The sequence below is a fragment of the Streptomyces sp. NPDC058812 genome (assembly GCF_042744565.1).
Taxonomy (GTDB): Bacteria; Actinomycetota; Actinomycetes; order Streptomycetales; family Streptomycetaceae; genus Streptomyces; species Streptomyces thinghirensis.
Map to the genome: position 1 here is coordinate 375,555 of NZ_JBHYOB010000006.1, position 23,150 is coordinate 398,704.

General features: G+C 72.4%; 26 protein-coding genes. 18 read left to right on the plus strand and 8 right to left on the minus strand.

What is annotated here, in order from left to right; all coding sequences use genetic code 11:
• The first annotated feature begins 231 nt into the window (after positions 1-231).
• Together ACFW48_RS15620 and ACFW48_RS15625 are read left to right on the plus strand one after the other, a co-directional pair.
• Positions 232-741, plus strand: coding sequence for a hypothetical protein (locus tag ACFW48_RS15620; RefSeq protein WP_386314789.1), 510 nt, complete (start codon positions 232-234; stop codon positions 739-741).
• A gap of 104 nt (positions 742-845) precedes the next feature.
• Entirely contained in the window at positions 846-2,408 is a 1,563-nt protein-coding gene (locus ACFW48_RS15625; RefSeq protein WP_386314792.1) for an SPFH domain-containing protein, read from the plus strand.
• A gap of 31 nt (positions 2,409-2,439) precedes the next feature.
• On the opposite strand, the gene ACFW48_RS15630 is transcribed toward ACFW48_RS15625, so the two are convergent.
• From ACFW48_RS15630 to ACFW48_RS15645, 4 genes are all read right to left on the minus strand, one after another.
• Positions 2,440-3,486, minus strand: a complete 1,047-nt coding sequence (locus ACFW48_RS15630) for a PucR family transcriptional regulator (RefSeq protein WP_386314918.1) — start codon at positions 3,484-3,486, stop codon at positions 2,440-2,442.
• Positions 3,487-3,720: 234 nt separating this feature from the next.
• Complete coding sequence (locus tag ACFW48_RS15635) at positions 3,721-4,086, minus strand: SAM-dependent methyltransferase (protein ID WP_386314795.1); 366 nt, start codon at positions 4,084-4,086, stop codon at positions 3,721-3,723.
• Positions 4,087-4,147: 61 nt separating this feature from the next.
• On the minus strand, positions 4,148-5,743 hold the full coding sequence (locus tag ACFW48_RS15640) for an MDR family MFS transporter (RefSeq protein WP_386314797.1): 1,596 nt from the start codon (positions 5,741-5,743) through the stop codon (positions 4,148-4,150).
• Positions 5,744-5,951: 208 nt separating this feature from the next.
• Positions 5,952-6,929: a zinc-binding alcohol dehydrogenase family protein gene (locus ACFW48_RS15645; protein ID WP_386314799.1), complete on the minus strand. Its 978-nt coding sequence runs from the start codon at positions 6,927-6,929 to the stop codon at positions 5,952-5,954.
• 347 nt (positions 6,930-7,276) lie between these two features.
• Between ACFW48_RS15645 and ACFW48_RS15650 the strand changes: the two genes are divergently transcribed.
• The gene (locus tag ACFW48_RS15650; RefSeq protein WP_386314802.1) at positions 7,277-7,777 is read left to right on the plus strand and encodes a MarR family winged helix-turn-helix transcriptional regulator; all 501 of its coding nucleotides are present in this window, start codon (positions 7,277-7,279) and stop codon (positions 7,775-7,777) included.
• A gap of 18 nt (positions 7,778-7,795) precedes the next feature.
• Here ACFW48_RS15650 and ACFW48_RS15655 read toward each other — a convergent pair whose 3' ends face one another.
• The 4 genes from ACFW48_RS15655 to ACFW48_RS15670 form a co-directional block, all read right to left on the minus strand.
• Entirely contained in the window at positions 7,796-8,209 is a 414-nt protein-coding gene (locus ACFW48_RS15655) for a hypothetical protein (protein WP_386314805.1), read from the minus strand.
• A 156-nt stretch (positions 8,210-8,365) separates the two neighbouring features.
• Entirely contained in the window at positions 8,366-8,668 is a 303-nt protein-coding gene (locus tag ACFW48_RS15660; RefSeq protein WP_386314808.1) for a zinc-ribbon domain-containing protein, read from the minus strand.
• Between the two features lie 110 nt (positions 8,669-8,778).
• Positions 8,779-9,003, minus strand: a complete 225-nt coding sequence (locus tag ACFW48_RS15665) for a helix-turn-helix domain-containing protein (RefSeq protein ID WP_386314810.1) — start codon at positions 9,001-9,003, stop codon at positions 8,779-8,781.
• Positions 9,003-9,500, minus strand: coding sequence for a DUF2975 domain-containing protein (locus tag ACFW48_RS15670; RefSeq protein ID WP_386314813.1), 498 nt, complete (start codon positions 9,498-9,500; stop codon positions 9,003-9,005). Before ACFW48_RS15670 ends, ACFW48_RS15665 begins: the two co-directional genes overlap by 1 nt.
• 143 nt (positions 9,501-9,643) lie before the next feature.
• On the opposite strand from ACFW48_RS15670, the gene ACFW48_RS15675 reads away from it, so the two are divergent.
• From ACFW48_RS15675 to ACFW48_RS15745, 15 genes are all read left to right on the plus strand, one after another.
• The gene (locus ACFW48_RS15675; protein ID WP_386314815.1) at positions 9,644-10,768 is read left to right on the plus strand and encodes an amidinotransferase; all 1,125 of its coding nucleotides are present in this window, start codon (positions 9,644-9,646) and stop codon (positions 10,766-10,768) included.
• Positions 10,769-11,017: 249 nt separating this feature from the next.
• Positions 11,018-12,040, plus strand: coding sequence for a LuxR C-terminal-related transcriptional regulator (locus tag ACFW48_RS15680; protein WP_386314817.1), 1,023 nt, complete (start codon positions 11,018-11,020; stop codon positions 12,038-12,040).
• A 94-nt stretch (positions 12,041-12,134) separates the two neighbouring features.
• Entirely contained in the window at positions 12,135-12,401 is a 267-nt protein-coding gene (locus ACFW48_RS15685) for an acyl carrier protein (protein ID WP_310872121.1), read from the plus strand.
• 60 nt (positions 12,402-12,461) lie between these two features.
• Entirely contained in the window at positions 12,462-13,712 is a 1,251-nt protein-coding gene (locus tag ACFW48_RS15690; protein WP_386314820.1) for a beta-ketoacyl-[acyl-carrier-protein] synthase family protein, read from the plus strand.
• Complete coding sequence (locus tag ACFW48_RS15695) at positions 13,709-14,884, plus strand: beta-ketoacyl synthase N-terminal-like domain-containing protein (protein ID WP_386314822.1); 1,176 nt, start codon at positions 13,709-13,711, stop codon at positions 14,882-14,884. The genes ACFW48_RS15690 and ACFW48_RS15695 overlap by 4 nt, the downstream gene beginning before the upstream one ends.
• A 5-nt stretch (positions 14,885-14,889) precedes the next feature.
• A complete protein-coding gene (locus ACFW48_RS15700; RefSeq protein WP_386314921.1) occupies positions 14,890-15,876 on the plus strand; it encodes a beta-ketoacyl synthase N-terminal-like domain-containing protein in 987 nt (328 codons plus the stop codon).
• The gene (locus tag ACFW48_RS15705; RefSeq protein WP_386314824.1) at positions 15,876-16,718 is read left to right on the plus strand and encodes an alpha/beta fold hydrolase; all 843 of its coding nucleotides are present in this window, start codon (positions 15,876-15,878) and stop codon (positions 16,716-16,718) included. The genes ACFW48_RS15700 and ACFW48_RS15705 overlap by 1 nt, the downstream gene beginning before the upstream one ends.
• Positions 16,715-17,674, plus strand: a complete 960-nt coding sequence (locus ACFW48_RS15710) for an acyl-CoA thioesterase (RefSeq protein WP_386314826.1) — start codon at positions 16,715-16,717, stop codon at positions 17,672-17,674. The genes ACFW48_RS15705 and ACFW48_RS15710 overlap by 4 nt, the downstream gene beginning before the upstream one ends.
• Entirely contained in the window at positions 17,671-18,813 is a 1,143-nt protein-coding gene (locus ACFW48_RS15715; protein WP_386314828.1) for a beta-ketoacyl-[acyl-carrier-protein] synthase family protein, read from the plus strand. Before ACFW48_RS15710 ends, ACFW48_RS15715 begins: the two co-directional genes overlap by 4 nt.
• Complete coding sequence (locus tag ACFW48_RS15720; RefSeq protein WP_386314829.1) at positions 18,810-19,817, plus strand: beta-ketoacyl synthase N-terminal-like domain-containing protein; 1,008 nt, start codon at positions 18,810-18,812, stop codon at positions 19,815-19,817. Before ACFW48_RS15715 ends, ACFW48_RS15720 begins: the two co-directional genes overlap by 4 nt.
• The gene (locus ACFW48_RS15725; protein ID WP_386314832.1) at positions 19,817-20,689 is read left to right on the plus strand and encodes an SDR family oxidoreductase; all 873 of its coding nucleotides are present in this window, start codon (positions 19,817-19,819) and stop codon (positions 20,687-20,689) included. Before ACFW48_RS15720 ends, ACFW48_RS15725 begins: the two co-directional genes overlap by 1 nt.
• Positions 20,690-20,706: 17 nt before the next feature.
• A complete protein-coding gene (locus tag ACFW48_RS15730; RefSeq protein WP_386314834.1) occupies positions 20,707-21,756 on the plus strand; it encodes a beta-ketoacyl synthase N-terminal-like domain-containing protein in 1,050 nt (349 codons plus the stop codon).
• A gap of 124 nt (positions 21,757-21,880) precedes the next feature.
• Positions 21,881-22,183 carry an acyl carrier protein gene (locus tag ACFW48_RS15735; protein ID WP_386314837.1) on the plus strand — a complete coding sequence of 101 codons (303 nt, stop codon included), beginning with the start codon at positions 21,881-21,883 and terminating at the stop codon, positions 22,181-22,183.
• Complete coding sequence (locus tag ACFW48_RS15740) at positions 22,180-22,608, plus strand: 3-hydroxyacyl-ACP dehydratase FabZ family protein (protein WP_386314839.1); 429 nt, start codon at positions 22,180-22,182, stop codon at positions 22,606-22,608. The genes ACFW48_RS15735 and ACFW48_RS15740 overlap by 4 nt, the downstream gene beginning before the upstream one ends.
• Positions 22,605-23,150, plus strand: a complete 546-nt coding sequence (locus ACFW48_RS15745) for a 3-hydroxyacyl-ACP dehydratase FabZ family protein (RefSeq protein WP_386314841.1) — start codon at positions 22,605-22,607, stop codon at positions 23,148-23,150. The genes ACFW48_RS15740 and ACFW48_RS15745 overlap by 4 nt, the downstream gene beginning before the upstream one ends.

Consider the following 23,150-nt stretch of genomic DNA (forward strand, 5'->3'; position numbering starts at 1 on the left):
GAACCTGATGCGGAACGCTCCCCGTTTGAGTGCCCATTTGAGAAAAGACAGTACCGGTGGCGGGTGCGGTTCCACGTGCGTGCGAAGAGACGGAGGAGGGGCGGAGGAGAGACGGAGAGCGGCATCAAAGACGCGTAAAGATTGCCGGAACACGGAAGTGACGTGATCCTCCGCCACGTGTGACGATCCGTATCACCGAAGCTCAGCGACGGGCGAGAGGGGGACGGCACGATGGCCTGGTTTCTCGGGCTGGGTATCACGGGGGTCGTGCTGCTCGCCCTGTCGCTGGTCTTCGACGGGCTGCTGGAAAGCGCCTTCGGGGGAGCGCTGGACGGCGCCCTGGAGGGGTGGCTGTCGCTGCCGGTCGTCGCCGGGTTCACGGCGATGACCGGCTTCGGTGGCGCCATCGCCCTCGGCACCGGCTCGACCGGGCCCGCGGGCGCCGCCGGGGTCGGCGCGGTCGCCGGGGTGGGGGCCGGCTGGCTGACGTACCGCTTCAGCCGCGCGCTGATGCGCGATCAGACCGACGCCACACCGAGCACGGACGACCTGCTGGGCACGTCCGGCAAGGTCGTGACCGCCATCCCCGCGGACGGCTTCGGCGAGGTGCTGCTCCGGCTCGCGGGCCAGCCGCTGAAGTGCGCGGCGCGCAGCGCGGGGCCGGTGGCGCGGGGAGCCGAGGTGTGGGTCGAGGCGGTGCCGACGGGGACGTCGGTCGTCGTGCGCCCGGTGGAGCGCTGAGCTTCCCCGCGGTCCTCCTGTTCCGACCTCTGCCTGTTCCGACCTTTGCTTGTTCTGTCCTTTGCTTGTTTTCCTGTGTTTTCCTGTGATTCGGGGGCGTTGCCATGAGTCCTGTCGTCATCGCGGTGCTGGGAGTCGTCGTACTCCTGGTGCTGCTCGCGCTGGTAGTGGTCAGCCGCTACAAGGTGGCCGGGCCGAGCGAGGCGTTCATCGTCACCGGGCGGCGCGGCAAGAAGTCCACCGATCCGGAGACGGGCCGTGTGTTCACCGACAACAGCGGCCAGAAGGTCGTGGTCGGCGGCGGCGTGTTCGTCGTGCCCTTCGTGCAGCAGCGCTTCACGCTCGACCTCTCCTCGCGGCACATCCCGGTCGCCGTGCGCGGCGCGGTGACGCTGCGGGGCGTGAAGGCCAACCTGGAAGGCGTCGCGATCGTCAAGGTCGGCGGCACGGAGGACGCCATCCGCGCCGCCGCGCAGCGGTTCCTGATGCAGCAGGACGGCATCGTCGGCTTCACCCAGGAGGTGCTGTCCGGCGCACTGCGCGCCATCGTCGGCCGGATGTCCGTGGAGGACGTCATCCGGGACCGGGCCGCGTTCGCCGGGCAGGTCGCCGAGGAGGCGGAGGCGAGCCTGTCCGGGCAGGGCCTGGTGCTGGACGCCTTCCAGATCCAGGACATCACCACCGAGGGTTCCTACCTGGAGGACCTCGGCCGTCCCGAGGCGGCCCGGGCCAAGCAGGAGGCCGACATCGCCGAGGCCGTGGCCCGGCGGGCCGCCGAGCAGGCGCGGCTGAAGGCCGAGGAGGAGATCGCGGTCGCGCAGCGGACCCTCTACCTGAAGCAGGCCGAGATCAAGGCCGAGACCGACCAGGCGTCGGCCCGTGCCAACGCGGCGGGCCCCCTCGCGCAGGCGGCCCGGGAGCAGGACATCCTCGCCGAGCAGGAGAAGGTCGCCGAGCGGCAGGCCGCGCTGAAGGACCGCCAGCTCGACACCGAGGTGCGCAAGCCCGCCGACGCCCAGCGGTACGCGGCCGAGCAGGAGTCGGAGGCCCGCCGGGTGGCGCGGGTGAAGCAGGCGGAGGCCGAGCGGGAGGCGGAGATCGCCGCGGCCCAGGCCGAGGCCGAGCGGGCCAGGCTCACCGGTGAGGGCGAGAAGCAGCGGCGTGGCGCGCTGGCCGAGGCGGAGGCCATCGAGGGCCTCAAGCAGGGTGAGGCCGAGCGTTCCCGGCGCGCGGCGATCGCCGAGGCCGTCCGGCTGGAGGGCGAGGCGGAGGCCGCCGCGCTCGGTGCCAAGGGCGCCGCCGAGGCCGAGGCGATGGAGAAGAAGGCCGACGCCTTCGACCGGTACGGCGACGCCGCCGTGCTCCAGATGCTGGTCGAGGTGCTGCCGCAGGTGGTGGCCAAGGCGGCGGAGCCGCTGGCGGCCGTGGACAAGATGACGGTCATCTCGACGGACGGCGCGAGCCGGCTGTCGCGCACCGTCGCCGACAACGTGGCGCAGGGCATGGAACTGCTGGGCTCCACCACGGGCGTCGATCTGCCCGCGCTGTTGAAGAACCTCACCGGGCAGGACGCGAAGACGGCGGACCGGCCGGGCCGGTCGGAGCAGCCGGAGCAGCCGGAGGAGCCCGACCCGCGGCGCAACGGCAAGGTGGAGATCACGGGCTGAGGGCCGCCCCCACCGGCCGGGGCCGGCCCGCTCAGATCTCCTGGGCGGGCCAGCTCAGCAGCCGGGCCCCGATGACCGCGGTCTGCAGGGTGTAACGGTGCACCGGGTCGGCGGGGTTGGCCCCGGTGAGCTGGTGGATGCGCTCCAGCCGGTAGGTGAGGGCCCGCACACTGAGCGCGAGGCGCCGGGCGGCCTCGGCCGCGGTGCAGCCGGCGTCGAAGTACACCTCCAGGGTCCGCAGCAACGGCTCCGCGCCGCCGCGAGCCGTGCGCAGCGGACCCAGCACGCTCAGCACGAGGTCGGCCATGGCCTGCCGGTCGCGGGTGAGCACCGGGTAGACGAGCAGGTCGGCGGCGCGCAGCACGGGTTCGTCGAGCTCCAGCCGGCCGGCGAGTTCGAGGGTGCTCAGCGCCTCCTCGTAGCTGTGCACCACGCCGCCCGCGCCGGTCTGGGGGCGCCCGATGGCCACCCGGCTGCCGTCCGTGGCCGCGTACGCCTGCTTGGCGAAGAAGGCGAGGACCTCGTCCTGGTCACCGGGCGCGATGCAGATCAACTGCCCGTTCTTGGTGGTGATCAGGATGCGCCGGTCGCCGAAGCGGGCGATGAGCGCCGTCTCCACGAGCCGGGTGACCGGTGCGGTGTCGTCGTACGCCTCGGGCCCCTCGGCCACCGCGACGGCGTGGGCGTGGGAGAGGACCAGGCCGAACCGCTCGGCCCGTTCGGCGAGCCGGCCCAGGTCGCTGCGCCCGTAAAGCAGGTCGTCGATGAACTCCCGCCGCGCGGCCTCCTCCTGCCGTACGGCGAGACGCTGGGCGCGTTCGTAGCCCTCGGCGAAGGCGTCGACGGCCTGGGCGACGGCGGCGAGCACGGTGTCCGTGACGCCCGAGCCGGCGACCGCCGTACCGCCGCCGGGCCAGGAGGCGCGCGTGGCGTCCAGGTGCAGTCGTACGAGACTGCGCAGACTGTGCCCCGCCTCCGCGGCCTGCTCGCCGAAGCGCCGCCGGTCCTCCAACTCGTCGCGGGTCAGCCTGCGCCCCGTGCCGGCCGCCCCGGCCAGGATCTCGGCGTACCCGGTCAGATACGTCTCCGATTGATCCGTCTGCTGATTCGGCTGCTGGTCCGTCTGCCAGCCCGCCTGCTGGTCCGTCTGCCGGTCCGTCACCCCGCGCCTCCCCTGCCGTTCACGCCCCGTGCGCGGTGTCCGGCAACGTGAGGGTAGTCAAGGCTGCCGGAAACCGGCAACGCGGAGGGCAGTGGGCAGGGGCTGCCCCGCCGGGGCCGTGCCGCCGGCCCGGCAGACGGGCGCCGTACGTCACCCGGCCGGTTTGAGTGCCACCCCGGCGAGCATCGCGAGTCCCGGGTCGGGTTCCTCCTCCGGCCCGGGCCGCCACAGCGGGGCCCGGACCACGCCGGGCGACAACAGGTCGAAGCCCTCGAACAGCGCGGACAGTTCCCGGTCGCTGCGCCCGGTCACCTGACTCACCGCACCCCGGTACTGCTCGGCGGCCTCCGGCTCCGCCCGCGGGACCTCCTCCGCTCCCGCGTGCGAGATCACCAGGGCGCTTCCGGGGACGAGGCCTCCGGTGTACTCCCCGACAAGGGCGAGCGGGTCGTCACCGTCCGGGACGAAGTGCAGGACGGCGGCGAGGATGAGGGCGACCGGCCGGTGCCGCCGCACGCGCGGGAGCCGTCCTCCCGCGACGGGAGAACGGCTCTCGAAGAGAGGAAGCGGTGTCCGGCTACCGCTCCTGGGCCGGGGGGCCGCCGTCCTCGGCGGCGGCGTCCGCGCCCTGGTCGTCCCATGAGCGCAGCGGCAGGTTCTTCATCGCCAGCGCGGCCAGCAGCCCCGCGGCGAGGACCGGCACCGCCGTGAGGAAGACGGGCGTGAGCGCGGCGGCGTAGGCCTGCTCGACGGCGTGGCGCACCGAATCGGTGAGCCGCCCCAGCGTCTCGTGCGAGGACAGAGCGTCGACGTCGATGCCGTGCAGCGCGCCGGCGGGCACCCGGTCGGCGATCTCCGCGGTGAGCCGGTTGTAGAAGATCGAGGCGAACAGGGAGATGCCCACGGTGCTGCCGAGCTGCCGGGAGAAGGCGACGGTGGCGTGGACGGCGCCGATGTCGTCGCGGGGTGCGGTGTTCTGCGCGGCCATCGTGAGGACCTGCATGTTCAGGCCCGCCGCGAGACCGAAGACCAGCATGTAGCCGATGACCACGGCGCGGGACGTGCCCGTGTCCATGGTGGCCAGCAGCAGCGCGCCGACGATGCCGAGGGCCATGCTGAGCACCGGGTACCACTTGTAGCGGCCGGTCTCCGTGATCGCCTTGCCGCTGATCACGGAGGAGGCGACGAGTCCGAACATCATGGGCAGCAGCACCACACCCGACATGGTCGGGCTGGCCCCGGTCACCACCTGGACGTAGAGCGCGAGGAAGTTGACCGTGCCGAGGAACACGATGCCCGCCGCGACGCTCACCAGCACGCTCACGGCGAAGGTGGAGTCGCGGAAGAGGTGCAGCGGGATGACCGGTTCGGCGGCCCGTCGTTCGGCGGCGACGAACAGCACGGCGAGCAGGAGCGCGCCGGCGGCGAGGCCGAGGATCTGCGGGGAGAGCCAGTCGTACTTCACGCCGCCCCAGCTCGCGGCCAGGGAGAGCGCGACGATCGCGCCGCTGATCAGTGCGAAGCCGGTGTAGTCGATGTGCGCGGTCCGGTTGCCCGCGGGCAGGTGCAGGCAGGTGGCGACCAGCACCAGGATCGCGATGCCCACCGGCAGGTTGACCAGGAAGACCCAGTGCCAGCTCAGCAGGTCGGTGAGGACACCGCCGACCGCGGGGCCGGCGAGCGCCGCGAGGGCGAAGACGATGCCGAAGAGGTTGAAGTACTTGGCCCCCTCCCGGGGGCTGAACAGCTCTCCGATGATGGCGAGGACGGAGACGAACAGGCCGCCCGCGCCGATGCCCTGCACGGTGCGGAACACGATCAGCTGGTCCATCGACTGGGCGGCGCCGCTGAGCGCGGAGCCGATCAGGAACAGCACGACCGCGACGATGAAGATCTTCTTCCGGCCGAAGAGGTCGCTGAGCTTGCCGTAGACGGGCGTGGTGACGCTGCTGGCGATGATGTACGACGTCGTCACCCAGGCGAAGACGTCGAGACCGCCGAGGTCACCGACGATGCGCGGCAGCGCGGTGGCGACGATCTGCGAGTCCAGCATGGCCAGGAAGACGGCCAGCAGGCAGGCGGCGATGACGGGCTTGATCCGGGTTTCCGGTTGCTGCGGAGCGGGGTCGGCGGCAGTGAGCGGACCGCTGTCCCCTGTGGTCTGGGAGGGCACGTGGCATGGCCTTTCGGGAGTGGGTGCCATCCCCGTCCCGCCGGCCGTCGGCCGGCGTCGTCTTCGGTGTGTCCGTAAGGGGATTGCCTGGATCGCTGTGTTCTCCGGGAGCGTTCTCCGGGAGCGCGTGTGCGGGAAGTGGCCGGTCACGAACGGGGGATGGACCGTGACCGGCCACGTCGGTCAGGAGGCGGCCGTCGGCCCGTCGTCAGGGGACGAGCACGACCTTGCCGAGCTGTGCTCGTGCCTCCATCAGTTCGTGCGCCTTGACGGCGTCTTCGAGTCCGAGCCGTTCGTGCACGACCGGACGCACCTTGCCGGTGGCGATCATGTCGAGCAGATCGCGCTGTCCCGCCGCGATGGCCTCGGGCTTGTTGTAGAGCATGGCGTACAGGGCGAAGCCGGCCACCGTCTTCATCCGGCTGAGCATCAGCGGGTGGATGGGCTGGATGTCGCCACTGGCCGAGCCGTAGAAGACCAGCCTGCCGAACTGGGCGGTGAGGGCGACGCTCTTGGTCAGGACGTCGCCGCCGACGGTCTCCAGGACGACGTCCACGCCCCGGCCGTCGGTCGCGGCCCTGACCTGCTCGTCCCAGTCGTCGTCGGTGTAGTTGACGGTGACGTCGGCGCCGAGTCCGCGGACGAAGTCCAGCTTGGCCTGCGTGCTGGCGGTGGCGATGACCTTGCCGGCGCCCATCGCCTTGGCGATCTGCACGGCGAGGTGGCCGACGCCACCGGACGCGGCGTCGATCAGGATCGACTCACCGGGCTTGAGCTGGCCGGACTCCTTGATGGCGTGGTACGCGGTCTGGGCCGGGCTGGGCAGCAGGGTCGCCTCCGCGGCGTCCATGGTGTCCGGAATGGTGATGGCCCAGCCGGCGTCGGCGACGACGTGGTCGGCGTAGGCGCTGTGGTCGACGTCGACGACGACGCGGTCGCCGACCCGGAGGTCGGTGACGCCCTCGCCGAGCGCCTCGACGGTGCCCGCGACGTCGCCGCCGGGGGCCCCGGGGAGGGTGGCGTGCCCGCCGATCGGGATGCCCTGGCGGCGCTGGACCTCGGCGAAGGTGACGCCGACGGCTTCGGAGCGGATCAGCACTTCGCCCGGTCCGGGCTGCGGCCTCTCCGCCTCTTCGATACGCAGCACCGAGGGAGCCCCGTGCTCGTAGTGGCGGACGATTCGCATGGTGTGTGTCTCCTAGGAAGAGGAGTTGTCGAACCGCGGGCCGAGCCCGCGGTCCCGCCCAGGGAACCGGGTTACCAGTTATATGATGTCATGCACGTGTTTGCGAGTCTACATGCTTGTGCAGGAGGTGCAAGATGGCGGTACGGCTGTCCCGTGCCGACCCGAGCGCGGAGAAGTCGATCGACCCAGGTGTCGAGTCCGGCGAAGTGCCCGCTGCTCCAGGAGCGGGCCCCGTCGCGGAGCCGGCCCAGTAGGCGAGTGAATGCCCACGAGCAGGTATATGCCTGACGTCATGCAGGGACGGGAGGGCATGCAGATGCTCGTCGGACGCAATCAACCCGCCTAGGATGGGAGCCATGGAGACTTCGACTCAGCGACCGCCGCGAGCGGCCGAGCCGCTGCTCGACGCCGTCGGCCCCGCGTTCTCGCGGCTGCGGCGGACCGCGGCCCTGAACGTCGAGAAGCAGGTGTCCCGCAAGGACATGACGCGGACCCTGGTGCTGAATATCGTTCACGACGGCCCGGAGCACCCGGGGCGGGAGATCACCGTCGGGGTCGTCGCGGAGCGTCTCGCCGTCGACCCCTCGGTGGCCAGCCGCATGGTCTCCGACTGCATCTCCGCGGGCTATCTGATCCGGGCCGCCTCCCAGCAGGACGGACGCCGCACCATCCTCCAGCTCACCGAGGAGGGCCACGAGATGCTGGCCCGTTTCCGCAGTCACCAGCGGTCCGCCTTCGAGCACATCACCAGGGACTGGCCGGAGGCCGAGCGGTTGGAGTTCGCCCGGCTGCTCATCAAGTACGTCGACGCCATCGCCGACCTGCAGCAGGCCCCCGGAAGCGGCTGAGCGGCCGGCGGCAGGCGTTCAGTCCAGCGCCAGGACCCGCCTGAGCACCGCCGTCAGCGTCCCGGCCGGATCGCCTGCCGGGTCCTGGCCGGCCGACCGCCAGGCGACGTACCCGTCCGGCCGCACGAGCACCGCGCCCGGTGGGCCCACGCCGCTTCCCGCGAACCGGCCGCGCCCGGTCTCGCCCAACGCCGCCGCGAGCCGGGTGGTGAACGACGCGGAGGGGCAGCCGGCCTGGAGCACGTTGAGCGGTCCGGCCGCCAGGACGAGCTGTCTGAGGAGTGTCCCGGTGGCGGCCCGGGGAATCGGCCCGGTGGAGGGCCCGGTGGAGGACCCGGCGGAGGACCCGGCGGAGGACCCGGCGGAGGAAGGAGCGGAGGAAACGGCGGAAGACGCGGCGGAAGACATGGCGGAAGACACGGCGTCGGGCATGCGGAACTCCCCGTCACGAGAATCGAGACGTTCGTGGTCTCCCGCCGAGCGTTGCAGACGCCCCTCACACAGGGCGACGCGCTTGGACGCCTTCACGAGCGGCATTCCAGCCGGGCCCCAGATCCGGGTGGGGGAGCCGTTGGAGGCGTCCGGGTGTCACGGCCGCTGGTAAGGCTGCTGCTGCGGCTGCCCGTACGCCTGACCGCCGGGGCCGCCCTGGCCGCTCGCGGCCTGCGTCTGGAGCTGCTCCGCCTGCTCCTTCGTCACCTGCTGCTCGGCGCCGCAGAAGGTGCACTGCGTCAGGTACTTCGTGGAGAACGGGAACAGCGGCACGAAGAACAGCGTGAACTTCGTGACGCGCTTCCTGAGCGTGTGCGCGGAGGGGTTGCCGCACTGGCCGCACACCAGTGTCAGTATCGCGAGCTGGTAGAGGTATCCCTTGGTGCCGAAGATGATCACGGGGCGGTCCTTCCGGGTCGGTGCCCGCGGGCGCGCAGGGCACGCAGATCTTCTCCCAGATTGCGCCCGGGTGGGCCCCGGAGGCCACCCGCGGCCGGCGGCGGCCGGCGTCACCCGCCCGCGTCCGCGCCCCCCGCCTCCCAGCGCAGCAGGTCTCCCGGCTGGCACTCGAGTACGTCGCAGAGCGCGGCGAGCGTCGTGAAGCGCACCGCCTTGGCGCGGCCGTTCTTGAGCACGGCCAGGTTGGCTGGGGTGATCCCGACGCGCTCCGCCAGCTCGCCCACGGACATCTTGCGCTTGGCCAGCATCACGTCGATGTCGACGACGATCGGCATCAGATCACCTCTGCCAGCTCGTCCCGCATCCGCGCCGCCTCGATGTCGCGCGCGACGGCCTGGGCGAGCAGCATCCGCAGGACGAGCACGACCAGCGCGACGCCCAGGACCGCGACGACGACCCCGCCCAGGATGAGGACGATGCCGGGCGCGACGGCCTCGCCCGGGGCCAGGACGACCGCGAGCGCGAACACCAGGAGCGCGGCCGCGACGAAGGCACCGATCACGACATGGACGTACCGGAAGGCACCGTGGGAGAACACGGTGCCCCGCCGCACCATCGTCACCAGCCGCCAGACGCAGACCAGCACGACCTCGGCTGCCGCGGCACCCAGGACGACGATCAGGAAGACCGGCGTGCGTACGGACGCCAGGGCGGCGTCGGGATCACCCGATCCGGCCACCAGCAGCCAGACCAGCACGGCCTGAATGAACACCGAACCCGCGAGCAGCATGCCCAGCACGCTTCGCAACGCGAGCACTGTCAGCTGTCCCATCGCCCCTCCTTCAATCGACCCACGATGGAAACCTATCGAGAAACGATAGCTTGAGCAAGGTCCGGCTCGGAAGGGCGGGTGTCATCCGTCCGGTTCGGGGCACCCCGTAAGCACGGAGAGCCAGCGATCGGGAGCGTTCAGTCATGGCGGTGGCGCAGGAACCCGGAATCGCGGAGGCGGCGGAACCCGCCGTCTCGCCGGTCAGTTCCCACAACGAGTGGGACCCGCTGGAGGAGGTCGTCGTCGGCCGGCTGGAAGGCGCGACGATTCCCTCCGACCACCCGGTCGTGACCTGCAACGTCCCACCGTGGGCGGCCCGCTTCCAGGGACTCGCCGCCGGCTTCAGGTATCCGCGCGTCCTGGTCGAACGGGCGCAGCGGGAGCTCGACGGGTTCGTCGCCCTTCTGCAGTCGCTCGGCGTCACGGTCACGCGTCCGGACGCGGTCGACCACCGGCAGCGCTTCAGCACCCCCGACTGGTCGTCACGCGGCTTCTGCAACACCTGCCCGCGCGACTGCCTGCTCGTGATCGGCGACGAGATCATCGAGACCCCGATGGCCTGGCCGTGCCGGTACTTCGAGACGCACTCCTACCGCCCGATCCTCAAGGACTACTTCCGGCGCGGCGCGCGCTGGACGGCCGCCCCGAAGCCCCAGCTCACCGACGAGCTGTTCGAGCCGGACTTCCGCGTCCCCGCGGCGGGCGAGCCGATGCGCCACATCCTCACCGAGTTCGAGCCGGTCTTCGACGCGGCGGACTTCGTGCGCGCGGGACGCGACCTCTTCGTCACCCGCAGCAACGTCACCAACCGCATGGGCATCGAATGGCTGCGCCGCCACCTCGGCCCCGGCTACCGCATCCACGAGATCGAGAGCCGCTGCCGCGCGCCCATGCACATCGACACGACGTTCGTCCCCCTCGCGCCCGGCAGGGCACTGGTCAACCCGGAGTACGTCGACGTCGACCACCTCCCGGACGTGCTGCGCTCGTGGGACATCCTGACCGCCCCCGAACCCGACCCGATCGACGACCGCATGCTCAAGATCACCTCGATGTGCGGCAAGTGGCTCAGCATGAACGTCCTCGTCATCGACGACAAGCGGGTCATCGCGGACCGGCACCACACCGGCATGCTGCGCGCCCTGGAGAGCTGGGGCTTCGAGCCGATCCCCTGCGACCTGCTGCACTACGCGCCGTTCGGCGGCTCGTTCCACTGCGCGACCCTCGACGTGCGGCGCCGCGGCACGCTCGAGACGTACACCGGCTGACGGCCGTACGCCGGGCGACCCGGGGGAGGAACCGGAACCGGGCGCACCGGCACGGAGCACGGCGTGGCCCCGAAACAAACGAACAACCTATCGCCCGCCGGGGCTACTCTGTGCCGGGGGGAGGTCGCAGGGGCAGCGGCCTTCATGACGCGGGGGGACCGCATGCTTGAGCTCCTGGGGCTGGGAAAGAACTCGGTAGAGCTTTACCGGGCCGTGCTGGCACATCCGGGGATTTCGGTCGAAGACCTGGTGGACACGTTGAAGTGGCCGGCCGAGCGGGTGCGCTCCGCGCTCGACGAGTGCGTACGGCTGTCGCTGGTCAGGCCCTCCTGGGAGGCGCCGGGCACGCTGAGACCGGTCCCGCCGGGCGTCGGACTGCAGGCGCTGCTCGCCCGGCAGGAAGCCGATTTCCTGGAGCGGCAACGGCAGATGACGGACGCGCGCGTCGAGGTCTCGCGACTCGTCCACGACTACGCCGCGGTGCAACAGGAGTCGTCCCAGATCGAGACCGAGCGCATCGAGGGAATCGACGAGATCCGGTCCCGGATCGAGGAACTCAGCCACAACTGCCATGACTCGCTCCTGGCGTTCCATCCCGGCGGCGGGCAGTCGGCCGCCAGCCGCGCCGCGGGCCGGCCGCTGAGCGGGACCCTGCAGAGCCGTGGCGTCGTGATGCACACCATCTACCTCGACAGCATCTACAACGACCCCGAGTCGGTCGACTACGCGCGCTGGCTGCTCCGTTCGGGAAACCATGTGCGCACCACGGCCTCGCTGCCCTCCCGGATGCTCATCTTCGACCGCCGGCAGGCGGTCGTGCCCATCGACCCGGACGATTCCGCGGCCGGCGCCATGGTGTTCCGCAGCGCCGGGATTCTCGCCAACCTCTGCGAACTCTTCGACCGGGTATGGGACAAGGCCGTACCGCTCAGCGGCGAGAAGCGGCCGCGGCAGCCCGCCGAGGACAACGAACTCACCGGTCAGGAACAGACCGTTCTGCGCCTGCTCGGGGAAGGGCTCACCGACGAGGTGGTCGCCCGCCGGCTGGGTGTGTCGGTGCGTACCGGACGCCGGATCACCGCGGAGCTGATGTGCCGGCTCGGCGCCAAGAGCCGCTTCCAGGCCGGGATGCGCGCCGTCGAGTACGGCTGGCTCGGTGGTGACGAGGGCCGGGCCGCGCACCCGGGCGAGCCCGTCGAGCCCGCCGAGTCCGCCGAGCCCCTGGACGAGAACTCGGCCGACGCCCCTGAACAGGGCGAATCATCCGTATAGAGCTGGCATAGCGCCCCGCCTCAACATCGACTCACCGAACGGATGGGCGGAGTCGCACGACTCCGGATCCTCACCGATCTCTCAGGGAGTCGACATGAGCAACGCGACCACCGGTCTGGACGCCGCACGCAAGCAGGAGATCAAGGAGGTCGTCTGCGACATCCTTGAGATCGACGAGGACGAGGTCACCGAGGTCAGCCTCTTCAAGGAGGACCACGACGCGGACTCGCTGCGCGCCATCGAGATCCTCGCCGCCCTCGAGCGCACCCAGCGCGTGACGATCGACCAGGCCGAGCTCAGCCGCATGGTCAACCTCGTCGGCGTGTACACCGTCGTCGAAGAGGCCTCCGCCCGCGGCTGACCGGCAGTGCTCCGGCCCTGCCCCGATCAGCCGGCTGAGTCAGCCAGAGGGTGAGCTTCGATGAACACAGGTATGCGAGGCCCGGACGCCACCCCCCGCAGGGTGGTCGTCACCGGACTCGGCGTCGTCACCAGTATCGGCATCGGTATCGACGCGTTCACCACCGGACTCCGCGAAGGACGCGGCGGAGTCAAGCCGATCACGGCGTTCGACACCACCGGGTTCGACTACGCCAACGGGTGCGAGGTCGCGGACTTCGACCCGGCGCGGTGGATCCACCGGGTGGACCCCGACGAGCTCGGGCGGGCCAGCCAGTTCTCCGTCGCCGCCACCCGGATGGCCATCGAGGACGCCGGGCTGACCGTGGACGAGGTGCGGGCCCGCCGCTCCCTGGTGTCCGTGGGCACCACGGACGGCGAGTCCCGCGACCTCGACCAGCTCGTCGAGACCGGTCTCGCCACCGGTCCCGAGTCCTACGACCCGGTGGTCGCCCGCCGGGTGCCGGCCGGCCGGCTCTCCTCCGGCATCATCCGGGAATTCGCCCTGGAGGACGTCGAGGCCGTCACGATCCCGACCGCCTGCGCGGCGGGGAACTACGCGGTCGGCTACGGCTACGACGCACTGCGCAGCGGCGACGTGGACGTCGCCCTGGTGGGCGGGGCGGACGCGCTGTGCCGCAAGACCTTCACCGGTTTCTACCGGCTCGGCACCATCGCCCCCGAGGCCTGCCAGCCCTTCGACAAGGACCGCAAGGGCATCCTCACCGGTGAGGGGGCCGGGATCCTCCTGCTGGAGAGCCTGGACTCCGCGCTCGCCCGGGGCGCCCGGATCTACGCGGAAGTGCTCGGTTACGGGCTTGCCTGCGACGCCCTGCACCCGGTCGCACCCGACCGGGACAGCATCGCCCGCACGATCGACATCGCCCACCGCAACGCGGGGGTGACGCCCGACCAGATCGACTTCGTCTCCGCGCACGGCACCGGCACCAGGGCCAACGACATCACCGAGGTCGGCGCGATCCGGCAGATCTTCGGCGCCGACGCCATGCCGCGGACGGTCTCCATCAAGTCGATGATCGGCCACAGCATGGGGGCGGCCAGCGCGGTCGCCGCCGCGGCCTGTGCCGTGGCCCTCACGCAGGGCTTCATCCCGCCGACCGTCAACCACAACGAGACGGATCCCGAGTGCGGTGTCGACTGCGTACCCAACGAGGCCCGTGAGGCCGAGCTGAACATCGTGCAGAACAACGCGCTCGCCTTCGGCGGGAACAACGCGGTGGTCATCCTCGGCAAGTACCGGAGCGCGGCATGAGCTGGATCGTGACCGGGACGGGAGCCGTCGCCAGCATCGGTTCCGACACCGACGAGATCTACGAGTCGCTGGTGGCGGGCCGCAGCGGCCTCGCCGGACTGCGCGGCTACGACCGCGGCAAGTTCCGCGCCCAGGTCGCCTACGAGATCGACGACCGGCCGGCCCCCGGTGTCGACGAACCCCTGCGGGCCACCCGCTGGCTGGAGCGGGCCGTCGAGGCGGCCGCCCGGGAAGCCGGCCTCGGCGACGACCTGTCGTCGGTGCCGGTCCTGGTCGGGACGACCCTGCGCGAGCTGCGCTCGGTCGAGCTGTCCTGGCGGGACGGGACGCCGGTGGAGGTGGCGGACCTGCACTTCGGCACCATGCTGCGCAGGCGCTTCGGCGCCGCCGACACCCACACCGTCGCCAACGCCTGCTCCGCGTCGCTCTACGCCCTGGCCCTCGCCACCGACCTGCTCGAGCTCGGGCAGGCCGACACGGTGGTGGTGGCCGGCGTGGACACCATCTCGGAGAGCACGTACGGGCTGCTCGACCGCTGCTACCCCGAAGCCCCGGACCGGGTGCGTCCGTTCGACCGGGCCCGGCGCGGCATGCTGCAGGGCGAGGGCGCGGTCGCCGTCGTGCTGCGCAGGGAGGCCGACGGGCCCGGCCCGGGGGCCACCGTGCAGGCACGGGTGCGCGGTGTCGCGGTCAACTGCGACGCCTACCACCCCTCGGCGCCCGAGGCGAAGAACATCGCCGCGGCCGTGCGGGAGGCACACCGCCGGGCGGGCGTCGGCTCCGCCGACATCGACCTGGTGATGCTGCACGGCACGGGCACCCCGCTCAACGACGAGGCGGAGTCCGCGGCCCTCGGCTCGGTCTTCGCCGGCGTCGAGCCGTCCCCGTACATGACCGCGATCAAGTCGATGACCGGGCACACCGCCGGTGCGTCCGGGCTGCACAGCCTGGTCGCGGCCGTCGACGTGATGCGGCGCGGGAGTGTGCCGCCGATCGTCGGACTCGACGACCCGGTGGAGTCGGTGGCCGGATTCCGGCTGGTGCGCGGGCAGGCGGTGCGCCCCGACGAGGAGCTGCGGATCGCCCAGATCGACTCCTTCGGCTTCGGCGGACTCAACGCCGTCGCGATCGTCGAGCGGTACGCGGAACACGAGACGGAGGAGGGGCGGTGAGCCGGATGCACGTCGTGGTCACCGGACTCGGTACGGCGGTCCGCGGTCTCGACACCCCCGAGGAACTGCTCGGCGACCGGCGGCCCGGTGAGGCGCCGGCCGACCCGGTGGACCGGCTGACCGGCCGGGGCCTGCGGTACAAGGACCGGGCCACCAAGCTCGCCATGGTCGCGGGCCAGGAGGCGCTCGCCGCGGCCGGGCTGATCGGGGCGGACGGCGCGCCGACCGTTCCCGGCGAGTCCGTCGGCACCGTCGTCAGCACCAACTTCGGCAACGTCGACACCGTCTGCGAGACGGTCGCGACCATCGCCCGCGACACCTACCTCGGCACCAGCCCCATGCTGCTGCCCGCGACCTCCAGCAACGTGGTCGCCTCCTGGCTGGCCATCACGCACGGCCTGCGCGGCGCCAACCTGACCCTGTGCAACGGCCGTACCTCCGGCCTCGACGCGGTCAACTGGGCCCGGCTGCTGATCGGTTCGGGCCGGGTCGAGCGGGTGCTCGTGGTGGGGGTGGAGCCGGACAACCCGGCGGTCCGCCATCTCGCGCCGGAGCAGGACGAGTTCTTCGACGGGGCGGCCGCCCTGGTGCTCGAGTCGGCCGCCTCGGCGGCGGCGCGCGGGGCGCGGCCCCTGGCCGAGCTGGGTCCTTACGCGCGCCGGGCCGAGCACACCAGGGCCGTCGCGGACGTCCGCGAACGTGAACCGCGCGCCGTCGGCCTGTGGTGCGTGCCCGAACACCCGGAAGGCCTCCGGGCCCCCGGCGCCTCCCTCGGGTCGGTGCCGGTCGGTGGCGTACGCGATCTGTCCGAACTGCTCGGCCCCAGCTCGGGGGCGCTCGGTGTGCTCCAGTGCGTGGCCGGCACGGCCTGGCTGGCCGGTGCCGCGCCGGACGGTGCCGGGGCCGTGGTGCTCGCCAGCGCGGGTACCGGGGACACCGGCCGGGACGACGCGGCGGCGGCCCTCATCCTCACCCCGGCGGGGAGCGCGTGATGAGGGCCGACGAGGACCGCGAGGGCAGCGTACGGGTACGGCTGCGCCGGGCGCCGCACGACGACGCCCGGCGGCCGGTGCGGGTGCTGCTCCTGCACGGCCTCGCCGGATCGACCGCCGTCTGGCGGCGGTTCACGGAGCTGGCCGGGGGTGAGCTGGAGCTGTGGGAGGCCGAACTTCCCTGGGCCGCCCACGGCGACACCCGGTGGAGCCACGACCCGGACCCGGTGCCCTGGGTGGCCGAGGCGCTGGACGCCGTACCGGGGCAGGTCGATCTGCTGATCGCGCACTCCTTCGCCGCCAACGCCGTACTGGAACTCCTCGTCTCCCGCCCCGCCGGGCGGCCGGGCGCCGTCGTCCTCGTGTCCCCGTTCCACCGCGGCACTCCCGAGGAGTTCGAGTGGGACACCGCCGTCTACTACCTGCACGGCTTCCAGCGCATCCTCGACGAGGGGCTGCGGGTCGGCTCGGACGGCCGGATCCCCGTCGAGCTGCGCGAGGCGATGGCCCTGCGGGTGCGTGACCGGATCGGCCCGTACGGCTGGATGCGGTTCTTCGACGCCTACCTGCGCAGTCCCTTCCTCGACACCGCGGCCATCGGCCTGCCCACCCTCGTCGTGGCCGGCGAGCACGACTTCGCGGCCCGGCCCGCGGACGCCCGTGCCCTCGCCGGGGCGCTGCCGGACGCGCGGCTGCGGATCTTCGAACGGTCCGGGCACTTCCCGATGGCCGAGCAGCCCGAGCTGTTCGTCGGGGCGGTGCACGGCTTCCTGTCCTCCCTGACACCCACCTCTTCCTCTCATCCCGCCCGCCTCCTCACCGAAGTACCGGAGTTGACGTGACCGCGAACAGCACCGCTCTCACCTTCCAGGAGCCGACCTCCCTGGAGATACGGCCCCGCTACGAGGGGTCCAACATCTGCACCTGGATCGGCTTCAAGCACGTCAACTACCTCGTCGAGGAAGCCGTGCTGAACCATCTGCGGCAGAACGGCTTCCTGCCGGGCACGGTGTACGAGACGTACGGCCTGTGCACCGACATCGTCGACATCGACACCCGCATCCTGCACGCCTTCCACATCGACGACGTGGCACGCGCCGAGGTCAGGCCGCACCGCAGGGCCAAGGACGGCGAACTGCTGCTGTCGGTGGTGCTGCACGTCCAGCGCGAGACCCTCCTCAAGGCCGTGACCTCCACCGTCCGCGTCCAGCTGCGCCTCGACCCGCGAGGCGGGGGCAACGAGCCGGTGCCCGCGTCCCTCGCCCCGTACGCCGTCGAGCGGCTGGCCGCGGCCCCCGCCTGGGACGTGGACGCGCCCGAGGTGAACCCGGAATCCGCGGACCTGGTCAAGGAGCTGACGGCAGGCACCAACTCCTTCGCCTGGAAGTTCCGGATCCCGTACTGGTACTGCCACTTCACCGAGCGCATCCAGATGTCGGGCTACCTGCGCCTGATGGAGGAGGCCAAGGACCAGCTCGTCGCCGACCGCGGCGTCTCCATCAAGACCCTGCTCGACGAGCAGAACTGGATCCCCGTCGTCCCGCACTCGCGCATCACCGTCCTCGACGAGGCGCGCATGGAGGAGGACCTGTACGTGGTCCTCACCGTCGAGGAGATCTTCAAGGGCTTCACCTACACCTCCCGGATGGACACCTACGTCGTCCGTGACGGGGCGCTGGTGCACACCGCGACCGGGCGGATCACCCACGGTTACGCGGTGATCGAGAACCGCCGCGACTGGAGCCTGGTCTCCTTCGACGACCGCATGAACGCGGCGCTGGAGGGCAAGTCGGCATGACCGGCGAGGTCGTGGTCACCGGGATCGGTGCCGTCACCTGCCACGGTGGGGGTACGGACGCGCTGTGGCGTGCCATGACGGCGGCCCGGATCCGCCGGCCGGACGAGCCGGCCGACCCGCTCGCCGTGATGGACCTGCCGCGGATCAACCTGGTGCCCGACCCCGACCTGCGGGCGGCGCGCGCCACCCGGTTCGCCGTCGCGGCGGCCCGGGAAGCGCTCGCCGACGCGGGCCTGACCGGACTGTCCGAGGCGTCGGTCGTCCTCGGCAGCTGCATGGGCGAGCCCGGTCCCAACGAGCGCGAGCGGGGCGGCGACCGATGGACCGCGCCGTTCCGGCTGGCCTCCGCGACCGCCACGCGGCTCGGCCTGGCGGGCGTCGCCCACGACATAGGCAACGCCTGCTCGGCCGGCGGCTACGCGCTCGGCATGGCGTACGACATGGTGCGCGCGGGCGAGGCCGACGTGGTGCTCGCCGGCGGCTCCGACGCCTACTCGCGGGTCGCGCTCGGCTGCTTCAACCGGCTCGGCGCGGTCGACCCGGACCGGTGCCGGCCCTTCGAGACCGACCGGGCCGGCACGGTCTTCGCCGAGGGCGCGGGCATCCTCGTCGTCGAGTCCGCCGCCCACGCCGCGGCCCGCGGCGCCACGGCCCCGCTGGCCCTGGCCGGCTCCGGCTGGAGCTGCGACGCGGGCCACGTGACGGCGCCGCACGCGGACGGCGAGCAGATCGTACGGGCCATGCGCGAGGCCGTCGGCCCGGCGGGCGGTGCCACGGCCATCGGCTGCGTGATCCCGCACGGCACCGGGACGCGGCTCGGCGACGAGGTGGAGAGCCAGGCGCTGCACCGGGTCTTCGGCGAGCGGACGCCCGACGTGCCGCTCTACAGCCTCAAGGCGCTGCTCGGCCACGCGGGCGGGGCCTCGGCCGCGCTCGGCGCGGTCGCCGGCGCGCTGATCCTGCGCGACGGGCACGTCCCGCGCAACGTGCCGCTGCGCGAGCAGGACCCCGGGTGCGACGTGTGGCTGCCGCAGCGCGCCCCGGTTCCGCTGCCGCGCGACCGCCGGCGGGTCCTGGTGAACGCCTACGGGTTCGGCGGCAGCAATTCCTCACTGGTCCTGGAAGGAGCGGCGGCATGAGCGGGACCAGCGCGACCAGCGCGACCATGTGGGCCGTGACCGGGGTCGGGGGTGTCGCCCCCGAGGCCGGTGCCGAGGACGGCGACTGGTTCGACCACCGGGTCCGGCTCGGGCCGCGCGGCTACAAGTACCTGCCCGCCGCCGCCCAGTACCTCCTCGCCGCGGCCCGCGACGCGCTCGCCGACGGCGGCCGCACCGACGCGGTGCCCGCGGACCGCAGAGGTGCCGCGCTCGCGCTCAACGGCGGTTTCGCCGGACTCTTCGACACCATGGACCGCCGGATCGCCCTGGAGGGCGGCGCGGCCGGACTGTCGCCCGCGACGGCGCCCTTCTTCGCGGTGAGCCTGCTCGGCTCCCGCCTCACCTCCGAGCTGAGCCTCAAGGCCTTCGCGTTGACGCTGGCGAGCCCGAGAGTCGCGGCCCTGGAGGCGGTGGAGGCCGGCGGCCGTGCCCTCGCGGCCGGCCGCTGCGACACGCTCCTGGTCGGCGCGGCCGAGCACCGGCTGCCCGAGTCCCGGGCCGGTGACGGCTTTCCGGCCGGTGACGGCGAACAGGGCGCCGTCGCCCTGACCCTGGAGCCGTGGTCCGCCGCCGAGGCGCGCGGCGCCCGCGTCCGGGGCACGGTCGCCGCACGCTCGATGTTCGTCCCGCCCGGCCGGGAGCCGCCCGCCGGGCTGGTCTCCGGGGCCGTACGCCGGCTGCTGTCGGACCTGGACACCACCGTGGAGGTCCACCACGTCCTGGACGGCTCGCCGTTCGCCTCGGCGGTGGCCGCCGCCGTGGACCGCGCGGCCGGCGCGACCGGACGCGTGACCCCCGCCGGGTCGGGCTGTCTGGCCGCGGCCCAGGCGCTGGCCGGGTCGCTCACCGGCCCGCCCGGCACCCGGCTGCTGACCACCGCCACGCGCGAGGGGCACGCCGCGCTGGCACTCGTCCGTACCGGACCGGACCCGAACCGGGATTCCGGGACGTCGCACACTTCCCAGAAGCGGGGGACCCACTGATGCTGAAATCCCTTGAAGGCAGCTGGTGCCTGGTACTCGGAGCCTCCAGCGGAATCGGCCGGGCCATCAGCCTCGGCCTGGCCCGCGAGGGGGTCAACGTCGTCGGGGTGCACTTCGACACCGCGGCCCGGGACGAGGAGGTCGCGGCACTCGTCGACGAGATCCGCGGGCACGGCGTCGAGGTGTCGTTCCACAACGCGAACGCCGCGAGCCGCGCCACCCGCGACCGGCTCGTTCCGGAGATCGCCGAACTGACCGGCTCCACCGGCGGCATCCGCATCCTGGTGCACTCCCTCGCCTTCGGCACGCTCGTGCCGTTCCTGCCCCGCGAGGGCTGGGAGCGGCCGATCACCTCCCGGCAGTTGGAGATGACCCTCGACGTCATGGCCCACAGCCTCGTCTACTGGACGCAGGACCTGCACCGGGCCGGACTGCTGCGCAGCGGTTCCAAGATCTACGCGATGACCAGCGCGGGCGTCGTCCAGGCGCTGCCCAGCTACGGCGCGGTCTCCGCGGCCAAGAGCGCCCTGGAGGCCCACGTCCGGCAGCTCGCCTGTGAGCTGGCGCCGCAGGGCATCGCCGTCAACGCCCTGCGGGCCGGCGTCACGCTGACGCCCGCGCTGCAGGCCATCCCCGAGCACGCCGGCTATGTCGCGCGCGCCGCGGTGAACAACCCGCACTCCCGGCTGACCAGGCCCGACGACGTCGCCGAGGCGATCGCGGTGCTCTCGCGCACCGACTCGTCCTGGATCAGCGGCAACACCATCGGCGTGGACGGCGCCGAACTGCACGCCGCCGCCGGGGCCTGGGGCCCTGCCCCCACCGGCACCACCGACACCGCCGACAACGAACTGAAGGGCGAGGGACGATGACCGCAGACAGTCTTGTCGTGTCCGGGTGGTCCACGGGATCGCCCTACGGGCTCGGCGCCGAGGCGTTCGCCGACGGGGTGCGCGCCGGCCGGGACGCCACGACCGCGTCGGGGCAGGGGCCGTACCGGCGCGCCGGTGAGATACCGGATTTCGACGTGCGCGCGATCCTCGGCCGCAAGGGCACCCGTTCCATGGACCGGGCCACCGCCATCGCCGTCGCCACCACCGGCATGCTCCTGGAGACCGCCGGCGGCGGCCTCGCCGAGGACCGGCCCGACGACGTCGGCATGGTACTCGGCACCGGCCACGGCAGCGTGCAGAGCATCATGGACTTCACCCGTGACTCCCTCACCGGGGAGAAGCCCTTCCACGTGGACCCGGCCCGCTTCCCCAACACGGTGATGAACCGGGCGGCCGGGCAGAGCGCCATCTGGCACACGCTGCGCGGCCCCAACGCCACCGTGGCCGGCGGCGCGCTGACCGGGCTGCTGGCCCTCAACTACGCGTCGCGGCTGCTGAGGCAGAGGCACTGCGAGGCCGTGCTGTGCGGCGCCGTCGAGGAGTACTCGGCCGACCGCGCCTGGCTGGAGTACCGGGGCAGGCAGGACGCCGCCCGGCGCTCGGCGGGACCGCTCGGCGAGGGCTGCGCGCTGTTCCTCCTCGAACCGCGCTCCCGTGCCGAGTCGTACGGGCGCCGCCCGCAGGCCACCCTGCTCGGCAGCCGCTTCCTCGGCTTCCCGGAGCCGGAGAGCGCCCAGCAGGCCGTCGTACGGGCCGTCACCGAGGCGCTCAAGGAGGCCGGCGCGGAGCCCGAGGACGTCTCGCTGATCGTGCCGAGCGACACCGGCGGCGCCCTCGGCGGACGCGAGGAGGCCGCCCTCAACGAGGTCTTCGGCCCGCACCGGCCCCGCCGGCTGCGCCTGCGCCGGCTCATCGGCGACGCCTCCGCCGCGTCCGCGGCCTTCCAGCTGGCCGCCGCGCTCAGCGTCACCGGCCCCGGCGAGGTGGCCCTGGTCACCTCCGTCGACCCGGACGGCCAGGTGGGCTGCACGCTGCTGCGGGTCTGAACCCGTGCTGCCGACCGCCCGCCGCCGCGCCTACCGCACCCGCCGCCTGCTCGTCCGGGCCCTGTACGCCGCTCCAGCCGCTCCAGCCGCACCTGTCCGACCCATCCTCGAACGGAAGACGACCATGACCGAGACCACCGTCAGCAACCCCACCGCCACCACCACCGCCACCCCCGCCCTCGACAAGGAGGGCCTGCGCGTCCTCGTCGCGGAGATCCTCGACCTGGACGTCGCGGAGGTCACCGACGACGCCCACTTCGTCGACGACCTCGACGTGGACTCGCTGATGGCCCTGGAGATAACCGTGCGCCTGGAGCGGGAGTACGCGGTGAAGATGGCCGAGTCCGAACTCGTCGCCATCACCTCCCTCCAGGGCACCTACGACCTGCTGGAGAAGAAGCTGAAGGAGAAGGGGCGGGCCGCGTGAGCCGCGCGAGCGCGCTCGGCGCGGACGGCCTGGAGCTGCTGCGCAACGAGCCGTCCGGCGCCACCACCGCCTTCGTCGCCGAGCCGGACGACCCGGTGCTCATCGGTCACTACCCGGGCTTCCCGGTGCAGCCGGGCGTGTTCCTGGTCGAGGCCGCCGACCGCACCGTCCGGCTGTGGGCGGACGGCGCCGGTCTCGGCGCGGGCCTCGAACTGGTCGCCATGGACCGCTGCCGCTTCCGCCGCCCGGTCTTCCCCGGCGACCGGGTCTCCACCGAGGTGACGGTCGACGCCGGCGAGGACGGCGGGCTGCTGACCGCCAAGGCGTCCGCGCTCACCGTGTCCGGAGCCGTCGCCGACATCAGACTGCGCTACCGCCGCACCTCCGCGGCGACGACGCCGACGCCCGAAGGAGAGGCCCAGTGAACGCGTCCGCACCCGAGGAGGTACGTCACGGGATCGACGGGACCGGTGGCTTCCACGGGATCGACCGAATCAAGAACACCATCCCGCACCGCGTCCCCATCCTGCTGGTCGACCGTGTCGGCGAGGTCGTTCCCGGCGTGCGCATGACGACGTACAAGGCGATCTCCGGCAACGAGCCCTGCTACGCGCAGCTCGGGCAGCACGCGGGGCCCGCCGACTACGCGTATCCCACCGCCTTCGTCATCGAGTCGTGGGCGCAGTCCGCCGTGCTCCTGTCCACCTGGGAGCAGCCCAACCCGGACGTGCTCGCGGGCAAGGTCGAGCTGGCCGGTGCCATCAACGACGTGGCCTTCGACGGCCAGGCGTACCCGGGGGAGGTCCTCGAACACTCCGTGCGCCTGCTCAAGCAGGCCGGGGACACCGCGATCCTCACCGGGGAGACCCATGTCGGCGGCCGGCGGCTGCTGAGCGTCGGCGCCTTCGTCGTCGCCCTCAAGGACGTCACCGAACTGCTGCCCGCGCCCGCGGGCCTGCCTGTGTGA

Bases quoted from the DNA above. Each gene is read 5' to 3' on its own strand.
- ACFW48_RS15620 (WP_386314789.1), top strand. From the start codon at position 232: ATGGCCTGGTTTCTCGGGCTGGGTATCACGGGGGTCGTGCTGCTCGCC.
- ACFW48_RS15625 (WP_386314792.1), top strand. From the start codon at position 846: ATGAGTCCTGTCGTCATCGCGGTGCTGGGAGTCGTCGTACTCCTGGTG.
- ACFW48_RS15645 (WP_386314799.1), bottom strand. From the start codon at position 6,929: ATGCGAATCGTCCGCCACTACGAGCACGGGGCTCCCTCGGTGCTGCGT.
- ACFW48_RS15650 (WP_386314802.1), top strand. From the start codon at position 7,277: ATGGGAGCCATGGAGACTTCGACTCAGCGACCGCCGCGAGCGGCCGAG.
- ACFW48_RS15655 (WP_386314805.1), bottom strand. From the start codon at position 8,209: ATGCCCGACGCCGTGTCTTCCGCCATGTCTTCCGCCGCGTCTTCCGCC.
- ACFW48_RS15665 (WP_386314810.1), bottom strand. From the start codon at position 9,003: ATGCCGATCGTCGTCGACATCGACGTGATGCTGGCCAAGCGCAAGATG.
- ACFW48_RS15670 (WP_386314813.1), bottom strand. From the start codon at position 9,500: ATGGGACAGCTGACAGTGCTCGCGTTGCGAAGCGTGCTGGGCATGCTG.
- ACFW48_RS15675 (WP_386314815.1), top strand. From the start codon at position 9,644: ATGGCGGTGGCGCAGGAACCCGGAATCGCGGAGGCGGCGGAACCCGCC.
- ACFW48_RS15685 (WP_310872121.1), top strand. From the start codon at position 12,135: ATGAGCAACGCGACCACCGGTCTGGACGCCGCACGCAAGCAGGAGATC.
- ACFW48_RS15690 (WP_386314820.1), top strand. From the start codon at position 12,462: ATGAACACAGGTATGCGAGGCCCGGACGCCACCCCCCGCAGGGTGGTC.
- ACFW48_RS15695 (WP_386314822.1), top strand. From the start codon at position 13,709: ATGAGCTGGATCGTGACCGGGACGGGAGCCGTCGCCAGCATCGGTTCC.
- ACFW48_RS15700 (WP_386314921.1), top strand. From the start codon at position 14,890: ATGCACGTCGTGGTCACCGGACTCGGTACGGCGGTCCGCGGTCTCGAC.
- ACFW48_RS15705 (WP_386314824.1), top strand. From the start codon at position 15,876: ATGAGGGCCGACGAGGACCGCGAGGGCAGCGTACGGGTACGGCTGCGC.
- ACFW48_RS15715 (WP_386314828.1), top strand. From the start codon at position 17,671: ATGACCGGCGAGGTCGTGGTCACCGGGATCGGTGCCGTCACCTGCCAC.
- ACFW48_RS15720 (WP_386314829.1), top strand. From the start codon at position 18,810: ATGAGCGGGACCAGCGCGACCAGCGCGACCATGTGGGCCGTGACCGGG.
- ACFW48_RS15725 (WP_386314832.1), top strand. From the start codon at position 19,817: ATGCTGAAATCCCTTGAAGGCAGCTGGTGCCTGGTACTCGGAGCCTCC.
- ACFW48_RS15735 (WP_386314837.1), top strand. From the start codon at position 21,881: ATGACCGAGACCACCGTCAGCAACCCCACCGCCACCACCACCGCCACC.